Raw genomic sequence first — 15,425 nt, 5'->3', positions numbered from 1 at the left:
CACCCGCGCAGGAGTCACAGGACCATGGCCACCGATTGCAGCACCGCCACGCCCGCCGCCGGCCCGGCCGCAGCGCTGCCGCGCGTGGCGGCCCGCTTGCGCGTGGGCGTGCGGCACGCGGCCACGTCGCTGTGCCTGCGCATCGCCTGCCTGAACGCCGCGGCCACCGGGGCGCCCTCACCCTCTGCGGACGTAGAGCAGGGCATGGCCCAGGTGCTGGCCGCTGCCGACCGCCTGCTTCGCGAAGCCGGCAGCCACAAGCACCGCATCACCTCGTGCGAGCTGTTCGTGCGCGACCCCGCCCACACGGCGGAGGCCAGGCGCATGCTGTGCGGCTGGATGGCCGGCGGCCTCGTGCGCCAGCAGGTGGCGCCACCGGCCGTGCATGCGCACTCGCTCGCAAGGCCGCAGCCCTTTGCGGCCGGCCCGGCGGCTGCGACACCCCAGGTGGAGATGGCACTGGTGGTGGCGCACCGGGCGGACGCCGGCGCAGTGTAAGAAACATTCATGGGCGGCAAGCACGCCCAGCGACACCACTTTGAGCGCTGCCATGGCGGCCGCAGAGCGGCACGGAAAATCATTCAGACGCTATTGAAGCGATAGCAAATGGACACCGGTGCCGGCGTCCCGCTCAGGGATAACGCTTGTGCCGCCGCCATGCCGGGCGGTTAGCCTCGCATCCACCCCAGTGCCAAGAGCGCTGCGGGTGCGAAAGGACGCAAGTCAGCGATGGTGCAACCGCGCCATCGCTGTTGTCTGCGGATCCATCGAATTCACCGGCCACCCCCACCGCGAGCCCCCTTCCATGTCCGTCAGCGTTTTCGACCTCTTCAAGATCGGCATCGGCCCTTCCAGCTCACACACCGTGGGGCCCATGATCGCAGCGCGGCAGTTCGCCTGCCACCTGCAGGCCACGGTGGGCCTGGCGGCGGTGCACAGCGTGGTGGTGGAGCTGTTCGGCTCACTCTCGGCCACGGGCGTGGGCCATGGCACCGACACTGCGGTGCTGCTGGGCCTGGCCGGGCACGAGCCCGAGCACATCGACCCCGACCAGATAGCGCCCACCATCGCCCACATCCGCGCCAGCCGCAGCCTGGCCCTGCTGGGCGAGCACAGCGTGCCCTTCGTGGAAAAGGAGCACCTGCTGTTCCGCCGCCGCAGCCTGCCCCTGCACCCCAACGGCATGGCCTTCCATGCGCTGGATGCCAACGGCGTGAAGATTGCCGAGCGCGAGTACTACTCGATGGGCGGCGGCTTCGTGACCGATGCGGCCGGCGAGCGCGTGCTGAACTCGGCTGCGGCATCGGGGCCCGGCGCCGCCGGGCATGGCAACGGCCTGCCCTACCCCTTCAGCACCGGGGCCGACCTGCTGGCCCAGTGCCAGGCCACGGGCATGGCGGTGAGCCAGATCATGGTGGCCAACGAACTGCACTGGCGCAGCGCCGCCGAGCTGCGCCGCCAGTTGCTGGCCATCTGGCACACCATGGTCGGTGCCGTGCAGCGCGGCTGCGCGGCCACAGGCACCCTGCCCGGCCCCATGCACGTGCGCCGCCGCGCGGCCGAGCTGCACAAAAGCCTGAACACCCAGTCCGAGGCCGCCCGGCACGACCCCTTGTCGATGATGGACTGGGTGAACCTGTACGCCATGGCCGTCAACGAGGAGAACGCCGCCGGTGGCCGCGTGGTGACCGCCCCCACCAACGGCGCGGCCGGCGTGATCCCGGCCGTGCTGCAGTACTACGTGAACTTCCTGCCCGGCGCGGATGAGGAGGGCATCGCCACCTTTTTGCTCACCGCCGGCGCCATTGGCATCATCTACAAGAAGAACGCCTCGCTGTCGGGCGCCGAGGTGGGTTGCCAGGGCGAGGTGGGCGTGGCCTGCTCCATGGCCGCAGGCGCCCTGGCCGCCGTGATGGGCGGCAGCCCCGAGCAGATCGAGAACGCCGCCGAGATCGGCATGGAGCACAACCTCGGGATGACCTGCGACCCCGTGGGCGGCCTGGTGCAGATCCCCTGCATCGAGCGCAACGCCATGGGTGCCATCAAGGCCATCAACGCCGCGCGCATGGCCCTGCGCGGCGACGGCCAGCACGTGGTCTCGCTCGACAAGGTGATCAAGACCATGATGCAGACCGGCGCAGACATGAAGGTCAAGTACAAGGAAACCTCGCGCGGCGGTCTGGCGGTGAACGTCGTCGAGTGCTGAAGCCCGGTGGCCGCCCCCTACTCCGGTAGGGTTCTCATGGACCGGGCAGGCCCACAGAATCGGGCTTTTTGCCATGACCACACTGCTGCCTGCCACTTCACCCACCGCCTTTGCAACCTGCCTCTCGCTGATCGCCGTCACCGCCGCACTGGCCGGCTGCGGCGGCGGCAGTGACGACCCACCCCTGCAGGACGTGGCCCTGCTCGCGGGCGACTGGCAGTCCCAGGGCTGCACGGTGATCAGCAGCCAGCTGAGCCAACGCGGCCTCTTGCGCCTGGTGCGCCAGGACGCCACGCGGTTCACCCAATCCTATGGTACGGTGAACCATGCCAACGGCGACTGCACGGGCAACGGCACGGTACAGCTCCTCCCGCCGGAGACGGCCACCCCTCTCGTGGTGCGGAGCACGGCCTCCACCGGCTCCCTTGCCGTCTTCTGGGCGCACTGGACGCAGGATTCGGCCGCCAGCACTCCCTATGGCCGCTGGGCGCTCCAGGGAGATGTCATGTGCCCCGTGTTCTACGCTGTCGTGTTGGGCATCTTCCCCCCACCACCGCCGCCAGAGCCGCACACCTCCTACGACCTGGAAATCGCCACACGTCAGACCAACGAGATGCTGCAGCGCAGGGCCTGTTACACGCGCCTGCCCGCATAGGACGCCGCTCGGCGAGCCCGCGCGCTCAACCCGCCGCGACATGCGCGGCATGGACGTGCGGGCACGGGGCATTGATGTGCGGGGAGACGCAGGTGGCGCTCATGGGCGCAGGGGTAGCGGCAGCTTCCGCCGAGGACAGGCGGCCGACACGTCTTCGGCCGTCATAAGATGGCAACACCACTGCGCAGTGTGATTCTCCCGTTCCATCATCCCAAGGAGCCCCATGTCCAACAGCCAGTTCGCCTTCATCCAACGCCAGTCCGTTCCCGACCGCGCCACGCTGCAGGCCTCGCTGGACCGGCTCGGCTTCGACCTGCAACTGAACCCGGACTTCACGCCCTTCGACGACTCGGGCTTTCTGCCGTTCACGCTCCACGGTGCAGAAGGCCCGGGGTTCGAGATCCACTACAGCGAAGCGCAGGATGTGGTGGGTGACGACGAGGGCTTTGCCGCCATGGCCGGTGGCCGCGACTACTGCATCACCATGACCTGGGGTGGCCGCATGAAGGACCTGGCCTGCGTGATGATGGTCAGCTGCGCACTGGCCCAGGACTTCGGCGCGGTGGTGTCGTACGAGGGCGAGGAGCCCCAGCCACTGGACGAAATGCTGCACACCGTGCAGGTGGCGCTCAAGGAAGCGGCCAAGGAAAAGTAAGCAGTCGGTCCCGCTGCGGACCAGCCGCTCTTCTACTTACGTGAACGTCCGCTTGGGCACCTGCCGGGCCAGCTCCGCAAAATGGCCCACGCTGCCCCAGGCCGTGCGCGAGCCCACCACGTACAGCCGCGACTTGGCGCGCGAGGCCATGACGTTGAGGATGTTGGGCACACCGCCGGCCCACTGCCGGGCACCCTTCTCGCCGGCCATGGGCGCGCCCAGCACGGCGATCACGACCTCGGCCTCCTTGCCCTGGAAGGTGTGGATGGTGCCCACGCGTTCGTCGAGCCATTTGCGCGCATCGACCCCGAAAAGCTCGAACAGCTGGGGCTCGGCGCGCAGCAGCAGGCGCATTTCCTGCGCCACCACGCGGAACGGGCAGATCACGTAGATGTCCGGGTTCTGCACGCCGGCGCGGGCCAGCTTGCGCAGCATGCGCATGACCACCTGGCCTTCTTCGGCGCTCCACTTGGGCGCGCTGGCGGTGGAGCTGGTGTCGGGGTCGAACCAGGCCGACGGGCCCAGCACGTCGGCGACGTCGCCCACGCTGTCCGGCCCCATGGCCGGCACCATGCGGTTGTCGTAGGCGATGGCGTTGGACACGCCGAACATCGGCTCCTGGAAGCGGCGGCGCACAAGCAGCGGCAGGCCCACCAGGCGTTCGCCATCGGGCGTGCTGAAGCGGGCCTTGACGGCGCTGGCGCTGTCGGCCAGGGTCTGCACCGAGGCCTGCGGGGCGCACCAGAGCGCCCGGTCCACACGGTGCTGCAGAGCGATCTGGCTCACCAGGTTGTCGGGGATGGTGACCACGGGCGGGATCTGCAGCGTGTCGCCCACGATGACGGCGCGCCGCGCGCGCAGCAGCGCACCCACGGCCGCCTGGGGCGTGGCCTGCCCGGCCTCGTCCACCAGCAGCCAGCCGAACGATGCCGGCGGCAGGTCGCCCAGCATGCGGTGCACGGAGGCAAAGGTGGTGGACACCACCGGCACCACCAGGAACAGGCTGGACCACAGGTCCGGCAGCAGCTGGCGGCGGGCCGTGTCGTGGAAGGTGCCCGACTGCAGGGCCGCCATCAGCACGCCCAGGTTGTGCTCCATCTTGTGCGCGGCCACGGTGACAAAGGCCTTTTGTACCTCGAGCGCGGCGACGAACAGTTTCTCGCGCTCCTTGTGGATCTGGTCGTTGAGCCAGGGCATGGCCAGGTTCCAGGCCTCGTGGCCGCGGTCGAAGAAGGATTCGTCGACGAACCGGTCACCGATGCGCGTGTAGGCCTCCTTGAGCATGGCGCCCAGGTTCTCGGCTTCGCGCTGCGCGGTTTCGAGCTGGGCGTTGATGGCGCCCAGTTCCTCGGCAAAGCCCTTTTGCCGCTGCGCCGCGGTTTCCAGCGTGGCCTGGGCCTGCGCTTCGGCCCGCACCGCGTCGCGGTGCACGCCCTCGCGCGCAGACGCCTCGGACATCCAGCGCCGGAAGGTCTCCGACACGAACACCCGCGCCGAAACGCCCGGGCGGGTGGCCTGCAGGGCCTGCAGCTCGCGCTCGGCTGCCACGACGGCCGCGCGGGCCTTGCTGGAGCCATCGATCGCCAGGGCGTAGGCGGACGATGCCGCGCTCAGCGACCGGGCAGTGGCCGCGTGCCTGCCGTGCAGCTGGTTGATGTCGTCGCGCAGGCGGGTCAGCCGCGGCTCCAGCGTGCGCGCCTCTTCCAGCCGGGCCAGGATGGCTTCGACCGAGCGCTTGAGGTCGATGAATGACTTGCGCACCCGCTTCCACTGCTGCAGGGCCGCCTCGCCGCTCAGCGGCCGCTCGGCCGCGACGATGCGGGGCGCCACCATCCGCGGCGGCTGGCCTTCGCCGGCCGGCTCCTCGCGCGATACGTCCAGCCCGCGCGCCGCCTTGAGGTAGGTGCACAGGCCGAAGTCCTCGTGCAGCCAGAAGCGCTGGCGGAAATCCCGGCGGTTGCGGCTGTTGCCGAGGGCGGCAGCCATCAGCCCCCAGGGCTGGTCGGCGGGGTCGGAGGGGAAGTTCCGCTCCTCGCCGTACATCAGGGCCTGGGCAATGGAGGCAAAGTAGCGCGGGCCGGGGTCGATGCTGCGGCCCGAGGGCAGTTCGCGGCTGACGTTCTCGACCGCCTTGTTGTTGCTCGATGCGACCAGCACCTCGAAGCCCTTGAGCCGCGGGTCCAGCCCGTGCAGGTGCAGGAACTCGCCGTCGCCCACCTGAAAGCGCTGGCCGGTCGGGATGAAGGCCTTGTTCGGGTCGTCGAACTCGACCAGCCGGGCCGCGCGGCTCTCCACGCAGTGGGCCACCAGGTCGCGCAACAGGGTCATCTTGCCCGTGCCTGGCGGGCCGTTCACGGCCAGAATGCCCTGCCGGTCGCCCGCGAACTCGGCACGCGCCGCATTCACGGCCGCCTGCTGCAGCGTCACCACCGGGTGGCTGCCCCGGCTGGGCCAGCGCGCCGGCGGGAAGCGAGCGGGCGCGATCAGCTCCGCGATGGCCGCGGTGTCGCTGAGCAGATCGCGCGCGGGCGCCGGCTTCAGCACCGACAGGTAGCGCTGCAGGGTTTCGGGCACCGCGCCGGCCGCATCCACCATGGCGCAGGCCTTGGCCAGGTCGTCGAGGTAGAACGAATTGATGGGCGGCGAATCCGGCGCCCCCTCCAGCTTGGGGTGGCGGTACAGCCGCGCCACGAAGCTCGGTGGCAGCACATGGTCGGGGCGCAGGCCCAGTGTGCTGCACAGCCAGGCATGGCAATCGTTGATCGCCTTCCAGTCCAGCGGCAGGGGGCGGCCTTCGCCGTCCACCCGGGCCAGGCGCCGGTGCAGCTGCTCGCGCAGGATTCTTTCGGCCTCGGGCCAGCGCGCGAGGCTGCCGGCCTTGCCGCGCAGCACCGCAGGCACGCCCCATGCAAAGCTGGAGATGGACACGGCCTCGGGGCCGGCGGGCAGGCCGTCCTGGTCCACGATGGCCATGGCGATCGGTGCCCGGTGCCTTTGGTAGGTGCGCGCCTCCTCGTCCTTGCCGAACGAGGACAGCAGGTCGTTCATGCACATTTCCATGCTGACCTCGCCGAAAACGACCAGGTAGAACAGCCGGAACGGCGGCTTGTAGGACTGCTCGCCGCGCTGCCATGGCAAGGGTTCGCCATCGGCCTTGGCCAGGGACGCACGGTCGCCACCGACCAGCGTTGCCGGGTCGGTATAGGCCAGCGGCGCCAGCACCTCCAGCGACAGCCAGGTGGACAGGATGGCGTGGGCCGAGTCCTGCGCGGCATGGGCCGCGGGCGCGGGTGCCGACTCCAGCGCCGCCAGCGCGTCCCGGGCCTCGGTGTCGCCGATGGCGCCTGCCATCGCGGGCACCGGTGCCGGCATGGAAGCGGAGGCCGCCACGCCCCCCAGCCCGGCGCGCGCACCCGCCGGCCGCGGCGCGGCGACAGGGAGCGCAAGGGAAAACAGTGCCCGGTCCACGGTGTGCGCCTGTGGGCTCAGTGGGGGCGCAGGCAGGCCGCTGCCGGCCCGCGCACAGCCCGGCCCGTCCAGCCCTGCATGGGCTGGCGCACGATGTTCCTGTTCTGCGGTGATGGCATTGGCGGCCTCCCTCGTACCCTGAGTGTCTTGGTGCGGCGTCGGCAGACCGGCGTTGCCCTCCCCGGCATCGGGTCGGTTGGCGTGGGGGGTGGGCATGGCGGTCAAAGAATGCGCGCAGCCGAGCATGTTACATGCGACAGCCCGCCGTTCCCAGTGTTGTGCGCCCACAGATGCATGCGGCTGGTGCCGCCACACCACAAAAAGCCCGGCCTGCGGCACCTTGCCCAGAGGGCATGGACCACGGAATGGTCCAGCGGCGGAGAGCCAGGCACCCTATGGCCCGGCGTTGCGCCATGCTGCCACCGATGCCGACCTGGTCGCGTGCGGGCCGACCGCTACCGCACACGGCGGCGCAGCCGCTGCGGCAGGCGCCAAATGGCCCCCGACGAAGGTACCGGCCGCGCCCAGGGCCACGATCAACTGCACGTCGATCAGCGCCCCGTACGCCGCACGCACGGTGTCGCGCCCCCCAAAGCTGCCAAGCCAGGTCGCGCCAGGACGGCAGGCGCAGGTACGGAAGTACCAGGTGGAGACGGCGTCTTGCGCAGGGCAGGCGTTCGGATGGCAAAAAGAGACGGCCCCGGAATGATGCCGATGATCCGCTCGCCATGCCTCAGCAGGGGCTGCACCCGTGGCTGTGGCGGAATGCCGACGCCAAAACGGCAAGAAAGTGGCAAAGCGGCCACGGCCACCTCACAATCCGCGCACGGTTCTGGGCCCACCCACAAGGCACGCTCCAGGGCACCTGCCGTCAGGCACCTTTCCATCGGGTATCCGCCCGGTTCCCTTTCTTTTCTTCCTTCCATGAAATCTGTTTCGATGCTGCGCCATCTGGCGCTGATGGCGGCACTGTTGCTGGCCAACGCCCCCACCTGGGCCGAAGACACGCTGGCGCGCATTGCCAGCTCGGGCGAGCTGCGCCTGGGCCACCGCGAAAAGTCGCTGCCCTTCTCGTACAAGGACGCCACGAGCGGCAAGGTGCAGGGCTACACAGTGGACATCTGCCTGCAGATCTTCGACGAAATCAAGAAAGAACTGAAGCGCCCGGACCTGAAGCTCAAGTACCTGCTGGTCGATGGCAAGAACCGCATCACCGACGTGAAGGACAACGTGGTGGACCTCGAATGCGGCGGCACCGCCAACACCGCGGCACGGCAAAAGGAGATTTCCTTCAGCCACCACATCTTCGTGGCGTCCTCGGCCTTCCTGGTGCGCAAGAACTCGGGCATCAAGACGCTCGACGACCTGCAGAACAAGAAGATCGCCGTGCAGGGCAAGACCACCAACGAGAATCTGCTCAAGGCCAACGAACGCACCTTCAACCGCAAGTTCGAGTACGTGCCGGTCGAGAGCACGCTGGACGCCGTCAACGCGCTGGCCAAGGGCCAGGCCGACGCCGCCTTTGCCGACGACGCGGGCATCTGGATCCCGCTCACGCGCCTGGGCAAGTCCATGGACGACTATGCCTTCCTGGAAAAGCGCCTCTCGGTGGAGCCCTACAGCATCGGCCTGCGCCGCGACGATCCCAAGCTCAAGGAACTGGTGGACCGCGTCACGCGCCGCATGATCCAGGGCGGCGAGATGACGGCGCTGTACAAGAAATGGTTCAGCTCGGACCAGGGCACCTTGCCCATGAGCATCTTCATGAAGGAAGCGCTGCGCCGGCCGAGCGACATCGGGGTCGAGCAGATCGCGTTCTGACGCGCTGAAGACGGGCCGCAGCTGCGCCGAGCGCTGCTGGGGATGGATGAGAAGTCAGCCGCGTGCCGCAGGCCGCTCGTTGACCCCCGTCAAGCCATTGCCTGCTTCCTGACATCTGCCCAAACTCACGTCGGCGAGGGACCATAGTCGTTTTATAGTCGATAGTAATAATTTGTAGCTATTGCATGACGACGACAGACCCTCTCATGGCGGCCGGCATGGACGGGGCCGACAGCCCCCACTACCTGCGCGCCCTGACCGACATGGCCGACGAGCGCACGGTGGTGGCCGGGGCCGCCATCTACACCGACAACGGCATCAAGCTGGTGGAAAAGGGCGCGCGCATCGACAGCCGCCTGTACGACCGCCTGGTGCAGCACAAGCTGCGCGAGCCCATCGACAGCCACCTGTCGGTGGAGAACCCGGTGAACGTGGAAGCCCTGGTGGCCACCGGGCAGGACCTGGCCGGCCAGGACGTGCTGTGCAGCCTCCTGGGTGAGGCCATCGGTTCCGCGGCACAGCTGCTGTCGCCGCTGCGCGCCATCGCTCTGCCCATGCCCGTCGCCTGCAAGCTCACCGTGATGCGCGAGAAGCGCCCGGCCCTGTACCTGCACAGCGTGCGCATGATGATGGTGTCGGTGTTCCTGGGCCTCAAGACCGCCGAACGCGATCTGGGCGCACTGGCCGCCGCGGCCCTGCTGCACGACCTGGGCGTGCTGCACATGGACCCGGCCTGGAACGACCCCGAATTCAAGGTGGTGGGTGTGCAGCGCAAGCACCTGGTGGCCCACCCCATCACCTCCATGCTGATGGTGCGCGACAGCAAGGCCTACCCCCAGGCGGTGGCCGACGCCGTGCTGGAACACCACGAGCGCATGGACGGCACCGGCTACCCGCGCGGCCTCGCGGGCGCGGGCATCTCGTCCATGGGCCGCATCCTGATGCTGGCCGAGGTCGTGGCCGCCTTTTTCGAGAAATACGAGGACATGCCCGCGCAGCGCCTGTCGCTGGTGTTGCGGCTCAACCACCGCAAGTTTCCCCCCGCCCTGGTGGTGCATATCCTGCCCCTGCTGCAGGAAGAGGTGGCGCGCGAATCGGCCCTGATGCCGCTGGGCAACGACGCCCCGCGCCAGGCCGGGCTGCTGGCCGACGCCTTCATGAAATGGGACGAGCTCAAGAGCACCCTGCCCCCGGCGGCTCTCAAGACCATGCCCTCCGCCAGCGCCTTCGCCTTCACCGATGCACGGCTGATGGCGCTGCAAAAGGCCCTGGTCGAAGCCGGCTCCCACCCCCAGCACCAGGCCGACCTGATGGCCCAGTTGCAGGGCGATGCCGTGGGCCTGGCCGAGGTGGCGCTGGTGGGGCGCGAGGCGATCTTCCAGCTACAAAGCGTGCTCAATGCCTGCCACCGCCGCTGGCCCGACCTCGCCCAGCGGGCCACGCCGGGTGACGCGGCCGTGTCGGACTGGTGTGACTGGGCCGTTGGAAGGCTGTAAACAGGCTGGCTGGCTCTTTTGTGCTGCGCCACATCAAAAAGCATAGCGGCCCGTCCTTTGTGACAGGCGGCTGACTGCCCCCACGCCCAAATCCCGCCCGCCACCGGGCAGTCGCCCGGACATGGGACAATCAGCCTCCATGACACCGCAGCAGTACGTACAACAAAAAGCCGTCGCCTCAGGAAGCAGCTTCTACTACGCCTTCCTGTTTCTGCCGGCACCGCGCCGTGCGGCCATCACGGCCTTCTATGCGTTCTGCCGGGAAGTGGACGACGTGGTCGACGAGGTGAGCGACCCGGGCGTGGCCCGCACCAAGCTGGCCTGGTGGCAGGCCGAGGTGGCCAAGGCCTACGCCGGCCAGCCCAGCCACCCCGTGATGCAGGCGCTGATGCCGCTGGCGGCCGACTACGGCATCGAGCAGCGCCACTTGCAGGCCGTGATCGACGGCTGCCAGATGGACCTGGAGCAGACGCGCTACCTGGATTTCGCAGGCCTCACCCAGTACTGCCACCTGGTGGCGGGCATCGTGGGCGAGGTCACGGCGCGCATCTTCGGCCAGACCGACGAGCGCACCACGCAGTACGCCCACACCCTGGGCCGCGCCTTCCAGCTGACCAACATCATCCGTGACGTGGGTGAGGACGCGATGATGGGCCGCATCTACCTGCCCGTGTCGGAGCTGCAGCAGTTCGACGTGAAGGCGCACGAGATCTTGAAGCGCCAGTACTCCGACCGCTTCACCGCGCTGATGAAGTTCCAGGCCGAGCGCGCGCACCGCACCTACGACGAGGCCCTGGCCCTGCTGCCCGACTCCGACCGCCGCGCGCAGAAGCCCGGGCTGATGATGGCCAGCATCTACCGCACCCTGCTGCGCGAGATCGAGCGCGACAACTTCCAGGTGCTGCACCAGCGCATCCGCCTGACCCCGCTGCGCAAGTTCTGGCTGGCGTGGAAGGTGCAGGCGCTGGGGCGCATGTAGTCCGCCCCCACGGGAAACCCGCCATGAGCCTTTCTGTGCGCCCTGCGTCCCTCCCGCACCTGGCCGGTGCCGCCTTGCTGGCGCTCGCCCTGGGCGCCGCCGCGCTGCCCCAGCCCGCGCACGCCTTCTGGGGCCTGCTGGGCAAGGCCGCCAGCGGGGCTGGCAAGGCAGCCGGTGGCACGGCTGGCAAGGCGGCAGGGGCTGCAGGCGCAGCCGGCGCTGCTGGGGCCGCTGGCGAGGCGGCCACTGCCGCCGGCACGGCTGGCAAGGCCGCGGGCGCCGCCGCGCTGGCCGATGATGCCGCCCGGACTGCAGGCAAGACGGCCACCGCCGACGCCGCAGGCGGTGCGGCCCACGGTTTCAGCGCCGTCAACGCCGCGCTGCCGCCCGAAGTGGCCATGTACCTGGCCAAGCCCGCCGCCAGCCTGACAGGCAGCGACACGGCGGCCATGATGGGCCTGTACCAGCGCATGGTGGCGCAGGCCGGCAAGACCGGCGACTTCAGCGTGATCGAGCGCATGCCCCAGGTGCACGGCGCCAAAACGCTGCCGCAACCCGCCCCACCCGTGCCGGTACCCGTCAAGGCGGGCGCCACGGCGCAGCCATCGCCGCCAACCAGTACCCCGTTGTCCCCATCGGCCACCGCCGAGATGAGCCTGGCCGGGCTGCGCCTGCTCGCGCATGCCGCATCGGCCGGCCACCGCGCGGCGCAGCATGAATTGCGCGATCGCTGCGCCGACCCCGCCGTGCTGCGCACCGCGCCGGCCGACGTGCAGGCGGCCTGCAAGGCGGCCGCTGCAAGCCCTACGGCCTCCCCCGCCAAGCCCCGGCCTGCGGCCACATGAAGAAGGTCGCGGTCATCGGCGCCGGCTGGGCCGGCATGGCTGCGGCCATCGCACACGCGCAGGCAGGCCACGCCGTCACCGTGCTGGAGGCCGCACGCACCGTGGGCGGCCGCGCGCGCGCCGTGCAGGCCACCCTGCCCGACGGCACGGCGGCCACGCTGGACAACGGCCAGCACATCCTCATCGGCGCCTATACCGAGAGCCTGCGCCTGATGCGCCTGGTGGGCGTGGATGCAGGCACTGCCCTGCTGCGCCTGCCGCTCACCCTGCAGTTCCCCGACGGCTCTGGCCTGGCCCTGCCCGACCTGCCGCCCCCGTTCGACGCCGTGCTGGGCATTGCCCGCGCACGTGGCTGGGGCTGGGGCGACAAGCTGGCCCTGTTGCGCGTGGCCAGCCGCTGGCAGCTGGGCGGCTTTCGCTGTGCACCCACGACCTCCGTCGCGGACCTGTGCGCCGGCCTGCCAGAGCGGCTGGTGGACGAGTTCATCGACCCGCTGTGCGTCTCGGCCCTCAACACCCCCGCCCACGAGGCCAGCGGCCAGGTGTTCCTGCGCGTGCTGCAGGACAGCCTGTTCAGCGGACGGGGCGGCTCGAACCTGCTGCTGCCACGGGTGAACCTGGGCGCCCTGTTCCCCGAGGCGGCAGCCCGCTGGCTGGCCACGCAGCATGGCGGGGCAGTGCATGCCGGGCAGCGCGTGCAGGGTATCGCGCAGCAGGCCGACGGGCGCTGGGAGGTGCAGGGCACGGACTTCGCCGGCCCTTACGAACACATCACCCTGGCCTGCCCACCCTGGGAGGCCAGCCGCCTCATCGCCAGCGCCACGGCCTTGCCCGCGGAGCACGACGCCAGCCGCCAGCAGTGGTGCGCAGCGGCCGATGCGCTGCGCTTCGAGGCCATCACCACCGTGTATGCCCACGGCACGGGCGCACGCCTGGCGCAGCCCATGGTGGCGCTGCGCAACACGGCCGAGCGGCCCGCACAGTTCGTGTTCGACCGGGGGCAGCTCGACGGCCTGCACGGCGTGCTGGCCTTCGTGGTGAGCGCCAGCACCGGCGAGCGCGCGGTGGTCACCGAGCAGGTGCTGCGCCAGGCGGCCGAGCAACTGGGACTGCCCGGCCTGCAGGCCCTGCAGACGGTGGTGGAAAAGCGCGCCACCTTTGCCTGCACGCCCGGCCTCGCACGCCCCGTCATGCAGGTGGCGCCCGGCCTGGTGGCCTGCGGCGACTATGTGGACGGGCCCTACCCCGCCACGCTGGAAGGCGCCGTGCTGTGCGGCACGGCCGCCGCCGCGCTGGCACGCTGAGCACGCCTCGGGTAAACCCCGAGGCTTTCACGCCCCCGAAGGCACAGGATGGGCCCCGACTGACAGCATTCCGAAAGCACGGCCGCGCGACCATCGGCGCAGGCCCCTTTTTTTTCTTTCGAGCCGCTTCTGACGGAGACAAACCCATGCATCCCTTCTTCCACCCCCACGACCCATCTCCCACTCTTGACGCGCGCCGCCGCCAACTGCTGTCCGCCGGGGGCGCCGCCGCCCTCGCGGGCCTGCTGCCCGGCATGGCCCGGGCGCAGGCCGCGTGGCCCGCCAAGTCCATCCGCTTCGTGGTGCCCTTCGCGCCCGGCGGCAGCTCGGAGATCGTGGCACGGTCCACCGCGGCCGAGCTGACCAAGACCCTGGGCCAGAGCGTGTTCGTGGACAACAAGCCCGGGGCGGCGGGCAACATCGCCATGTCCGAAGTGGCGCGCGCGGAAGACCAGCACACCCTGATCCTGGGCCACATCGGCACGCTGGCCGTGAACCCTTACATCTTCGACAAGCTGCCCTACGACCCGAACAAGGACTTCAAGCCCGTGAGCCTGCTGGCCAAGGTGCCCAGCCTGTACGTGGTGCACCCCGACGTGCCGGCCAAGAACCTGCGCGAGTTCATCGCCTACGCCAAATCCAAGCCGGGCAAGCTGAGCTACGGCTCGGCCGGCAATGGCAGCGCGGGGCACCTGGCGTTCGAGTACTTGAAGATGGCGTCCGACATGTTCATGCTGCACGTGCCCTACCGCGGCACCGGCCCGATGTTGACCGACCTGCTCTCGGGCCGGGTCGACGCCTCGGCCGTGGGCGCCGCCGCCATCCTGCCTTTCATCAAGTCGGGCAAGGTGCGCTGCATCGCCACCGGCTCGGCCAAGCGCCTGCCCCAGCTGCCCGATGTGGGCACGGTGGCCGAGCAGGGCTTCCCCGGCTTCGAGATGACGCAGTGGTACGGCATGCTGGCACCGGCCAACCTGGCACCCGCCCACCTGGACAAGCTGGCCGCCGAGACCGCCAAGGCCGTCAAGTCGCAGGGCTCGCTGGAGCGCCTGAATGCCGACGCAGCCGAAGCCATCGGCGACACGCCCGCGCAGTTCGCGCAGTTCATCGCGGCCGAGCAGGCGCGCTGGAAGAAGGTGCTTCTTCGCGCCAAGGTGAAGCCGGATTGAGCCCCTGGGGCACCAGGGCGGGATAGCATCCCACCACCATGCGCATCCTTCTGGCCGAAGACGAACACACCCTGGGCACCTGGCTGAGCCGCGCGCTGGAGCACGCCGGCATCCAGGTGGAATGGGTGACCGACGGCCGCCTGGCCGACCGCGCGCTGCAGCAGCGCGACCACGACGCCCTGGTGCTGGACCTGGGCCTGCCCGGCCTGGACGGCCATGCCGTGCTGCAGCGCCTGCGCGAACGCGACCAGCGCCTGCCCGCCCTGATCCTGACGGCGCGCGACTCGCTCGACGAGCGCGTGCGCTCGCTCAACGCCGGGGCCGACGACTTCCTGGCCAAGCCCTTCGAGCTGGCCAAGCTGGAGGCCCGCCTGCACGCCCTGGTGCGCCGCGCACGCGGCACCGAGCACCCGCGCCTGGCCTGCGGGCCGCTGGTGTACGACGGGGCGCGCAAGCAGTTCGTGCTGCACGGCGAGCCGCTGGCCTTGTCGCCGCGGGAGCAGGCGGTGCTCAGGGTGCTGGTGCAGCGCAGCGGGGAGCCGTTTTCCAAGCAGCAGATTCTGGACCGGGTGTTTTCGGATGAGGAGGATGTGCATCCGGAGGCTGTCGAGGTGTTTGTGCATCGGCTTCGCAAGAGGTTGGATGGGAGTGGGGTGAGGATCACTACGCTGCGCGGGCTGGGGTATGCGTTGGAGCAGGAGTGATGGCTTCGGCTTGTTCTCTGTGGTTACTGCTTGCCTTGGTTGAGGTCGGAGGCCGGGATGTGCGCCCGGCGGCGCACCTTCTTTCTTTTGCGTCGCCAAAAGAAAGAAGGCAAAGAAAAGGCG

The 15,425-nt window shown here is 69.7% G+C and carries 12 protein-coding genes; 11 read left to right on the top strand and 1 reads right to left on the bottom strand.

From position 1 onward, the window contains the following. Positions 1-24: 24 nt before the first annotated feature. The 4 genes from AC07X5_RS25780 (at position 25) to AC07X5_RS25765 (ending at position 3,516) form a co-directional block, all read left to right on the top strand. Complete coding sequence (locus AC07X5_RS25780) at positions 25-498, top strand: RidA family protein (protein ID WP_494772450.1); 474 nt, start codon at positions 25-27, stop codon at positions 496-498. A 307-nt stretch (positions 499-805) separates the two neighbouring features. After that, complete coding sequence (locus AC07X5_RS25775; protein WP_494772449.1) at positions 806-2,206, top strand: L-serine ammonia-lyase; 1,401 nt, start codon at positions 806-808, stop codon at positions 2,204-2,206. A gap of 73 nt (positions 2,207-2,279) precedes the next feature. Further along, positions 2,280-2,861, top strand: coding sequence for a hypothetical protein (locus AC07X5_RS25770; protein ID WP_494772448.1), 582 nt, complete (start codon positions 2,280-2,282; stop codon positions 2,859-2,861). A 223-nt stretch (positions 2,862-3,084) separates the two neighbouring features. Beyond that, positions 3,085-3,516 carry a hypothetical protein gene (locus tag AC07X5_RS25765; RefSeq protein ID WP_494772447.1) on the top strand — a complete coding sequence of 144 codons (432 nt, stop codon included), beginning with the start codon at positions 3,085-3,087 and terminating at the stop codon, positions 3,514-3,516. Between the two features lie 36 nt (positions 3,517-3,552). On the opposite strand, the gene AC07X5_RS25760 is transcribed toward AC07X5_RS25765, so the two are convergent. After that, positions 3,553-7,200 (bottom strand): AAA domain-containing protein, encoded by a 3,648-nt coding sequence (locus AC07X5_RS25760; protein ID WP_494772446.1) that lies wholly within the window; start codon positions 7,198-7,200, stop codon positions 3,553-3,555. A gap of 708 nt (positions 7,201-7,908) precedes the next feature. Here AC07X5_RS25760 and AC07X5_RS25755 point away from each other — a divergent pair. The 7 genes from AC07X5_RS25755 (at position 7,909) to AC07X5_RS25725 (ending at position 15,302) form a co-directional block, all read left to right on the top strand. Beyond that, the gene (locus AC07X5_RS25755; protein ID WP_494772445.1) at positions 7,909-8,805 is read left to right on the top strand and encodes an amino acid ABC transporter substrate-binding protein; all 897 of its coding nucleotides are present in this window, start codon (positions 7,909-7,911) and stop codon (positions 8,803-8,805) included. Positions 8,806-8,990: 185 nt separating this feature from the next. Next, a complete protein-coding gene (locus AC07X5_RS25750; RefSeq protein ID WP_494772444.1) occupies positions 8,991-10,301 on the top strand; it encodes an HD-GYP domain-containing protein in 1,311 nt (436 codons plus the stop codon). 139 nt (positions 10,302-10,440) lie between these two features. After that, positions 10,441-11,280 (top strand): presqualene diphosphate synthase HpnD, encoded by an 840-nt coding sequence (gene hpnD, locus AC07X5_RS25745; protein ID WP_494772443.1) that lies wholly within the window; start codon positions 10,441-10,443, stop codon positions 11,278-11,280. Between the two features lie 23 nt (positions 11,281-11,303). Further along, positions 11,304-12,125: a hypothetical protein gene (locus tag AC07X5_RS25740; protein WP_494772442.1), complete on the top strand. Its 822-nt coding sequence runs from the start codon at positions 11,304-11,306 to the stop codon at positions 12,123-12,125. Beyond that, the gene (gene hpnE / locus AC07X5_RS25735) at positions 12,122-13,429 is read left to right on the top strand and encodes a hydroxysqualene dehydroxylase HpnE (RefSeq protein ID WP_494772441.1); all 1,308 of its coding nucleotides are present in this window, start codon (positions 12,122-12,124) and stop codon (positions 13,427-13,429) included. The genes AC07X5_RS25740 and hpnE overlap by 4 nt, the downstream gene beginning before the upstream one ends. A 146-nt stretch (positions 13,430-13,575) precedes the next feature. Continuing rightward, complete coding sequence (locus AC07X5_RS25730; RefSeq protein ID WP_494772440.1) at positions 13,576-14,598, top strand: Bug family tripartite tricarboxylate transporter substrate binding protein; 1,023 nt, start codon at positions 13,576-13,578, stop codon at positions 14,596-14,598. 38 nt (positions 14,599-14,636) lie between these two features. After that, a complete protein-coding gene (locus AC07X5_RS25725) occupies positions 14,637-15,302 on the top strand; it encodes a response regulator (RefSeq protein ID WP_494772439.1) in 666 nt (221 codons plus the stop codon). Positions 15,303-15,425 lie beyond the last annotated feature (123 nt).

The organism is Acidovorax sp. GW458-11-26-14-TSB4 (assembly GCF_059423865.1).
This window is presented reverse-complemented; position numbering and strand designations above follow the sequence as displayed.

Bases quoted from the DNA above. Each gene is read 5' to 3' on its own strand.
- AC07X5_RS25780 (WP_494772450.1), top strand. From the start codon at position 25: ATGGCCACCGATTGCAGCACCGCCACGCCCGCCGCCGGCCCGGCCGCA.
- AC07X5_RS25775 (WP_494772449.1), top strand. From the start codon at position 806: ATGTCCGTCAGCGTTTTCGACCTCTTCAAGATCGGCATCGGCCCTTCC.
- AC07X5_RS25770 (WP_494772448.1), top strand. From the start codon at position 2,280: ATGACCACACTGCTGCCTGCCACTTCACCCACCGCCTTTGCAACCTGC.
- AC07X5_RS25765 (WP_494772447.1), top strand. From the start codon at position 3,085: ATGTCCAACAGCCAGTTCGCCTTCATCCAACGCCAGTCCGTTCCCGAC.
- AC07X5_RS25760 (WP_494772446.1), bottom strand. From the start codon at position 7,200: ATGCCCACCCCCCACGCCAACCGACCCGATGCCGGGGAGGGCAACGCC.
- AC07X5_RS25755 (WP_494772445.1), top strand. From the start codon at position 7,909: ATGAAATCTGTTTCGATGCTGCGCCATCTGGCGCTGATGGCGGCACTG.
- AC07X5_RS25750 (WP_494772444.1), top strand. From the start codon at position 8,991: ATGACGACGACAGACCCTCTCATGGCGGCCGGCATGGACGGGGCCGAC.
- hpnD (WP_494772443.1), top strand. From the start codon at position 10,441: ATGACACCGCAGCAGTACGTACAACAAAAAGCCGTCGCCTCAGGAAGC.
- AC07X5_RS25740 (WP_494772442.1), top strand. From the start codon at position 11,304: ATGAGCCTTTCTGTGCGCCCTGCGTCCCTCCCGCACCTGGCCGGTGCC.
- hpnE (WP_494772441.1), top strand. From the start codon at position 12,122: ATGAAGAAGGTCGCGGTCATCGGCGCCGGCTGGGCCGGCATGGCTGCG.
- AC07X5_RS25730 (WP_494772440.1), top strand. From the start codon at position 13,576: ATGCATCCCTTCTTCCACCCCCACGACCCATCTCCCACTCTTGACGCG.
- AC07X5_RS25725 (WP_494772439.1), top strand. From the start codon at position 14,637: ATGCGCATCCTTCTGGCCGAAGACGAACACACCCTGGGCACCTGGCTG.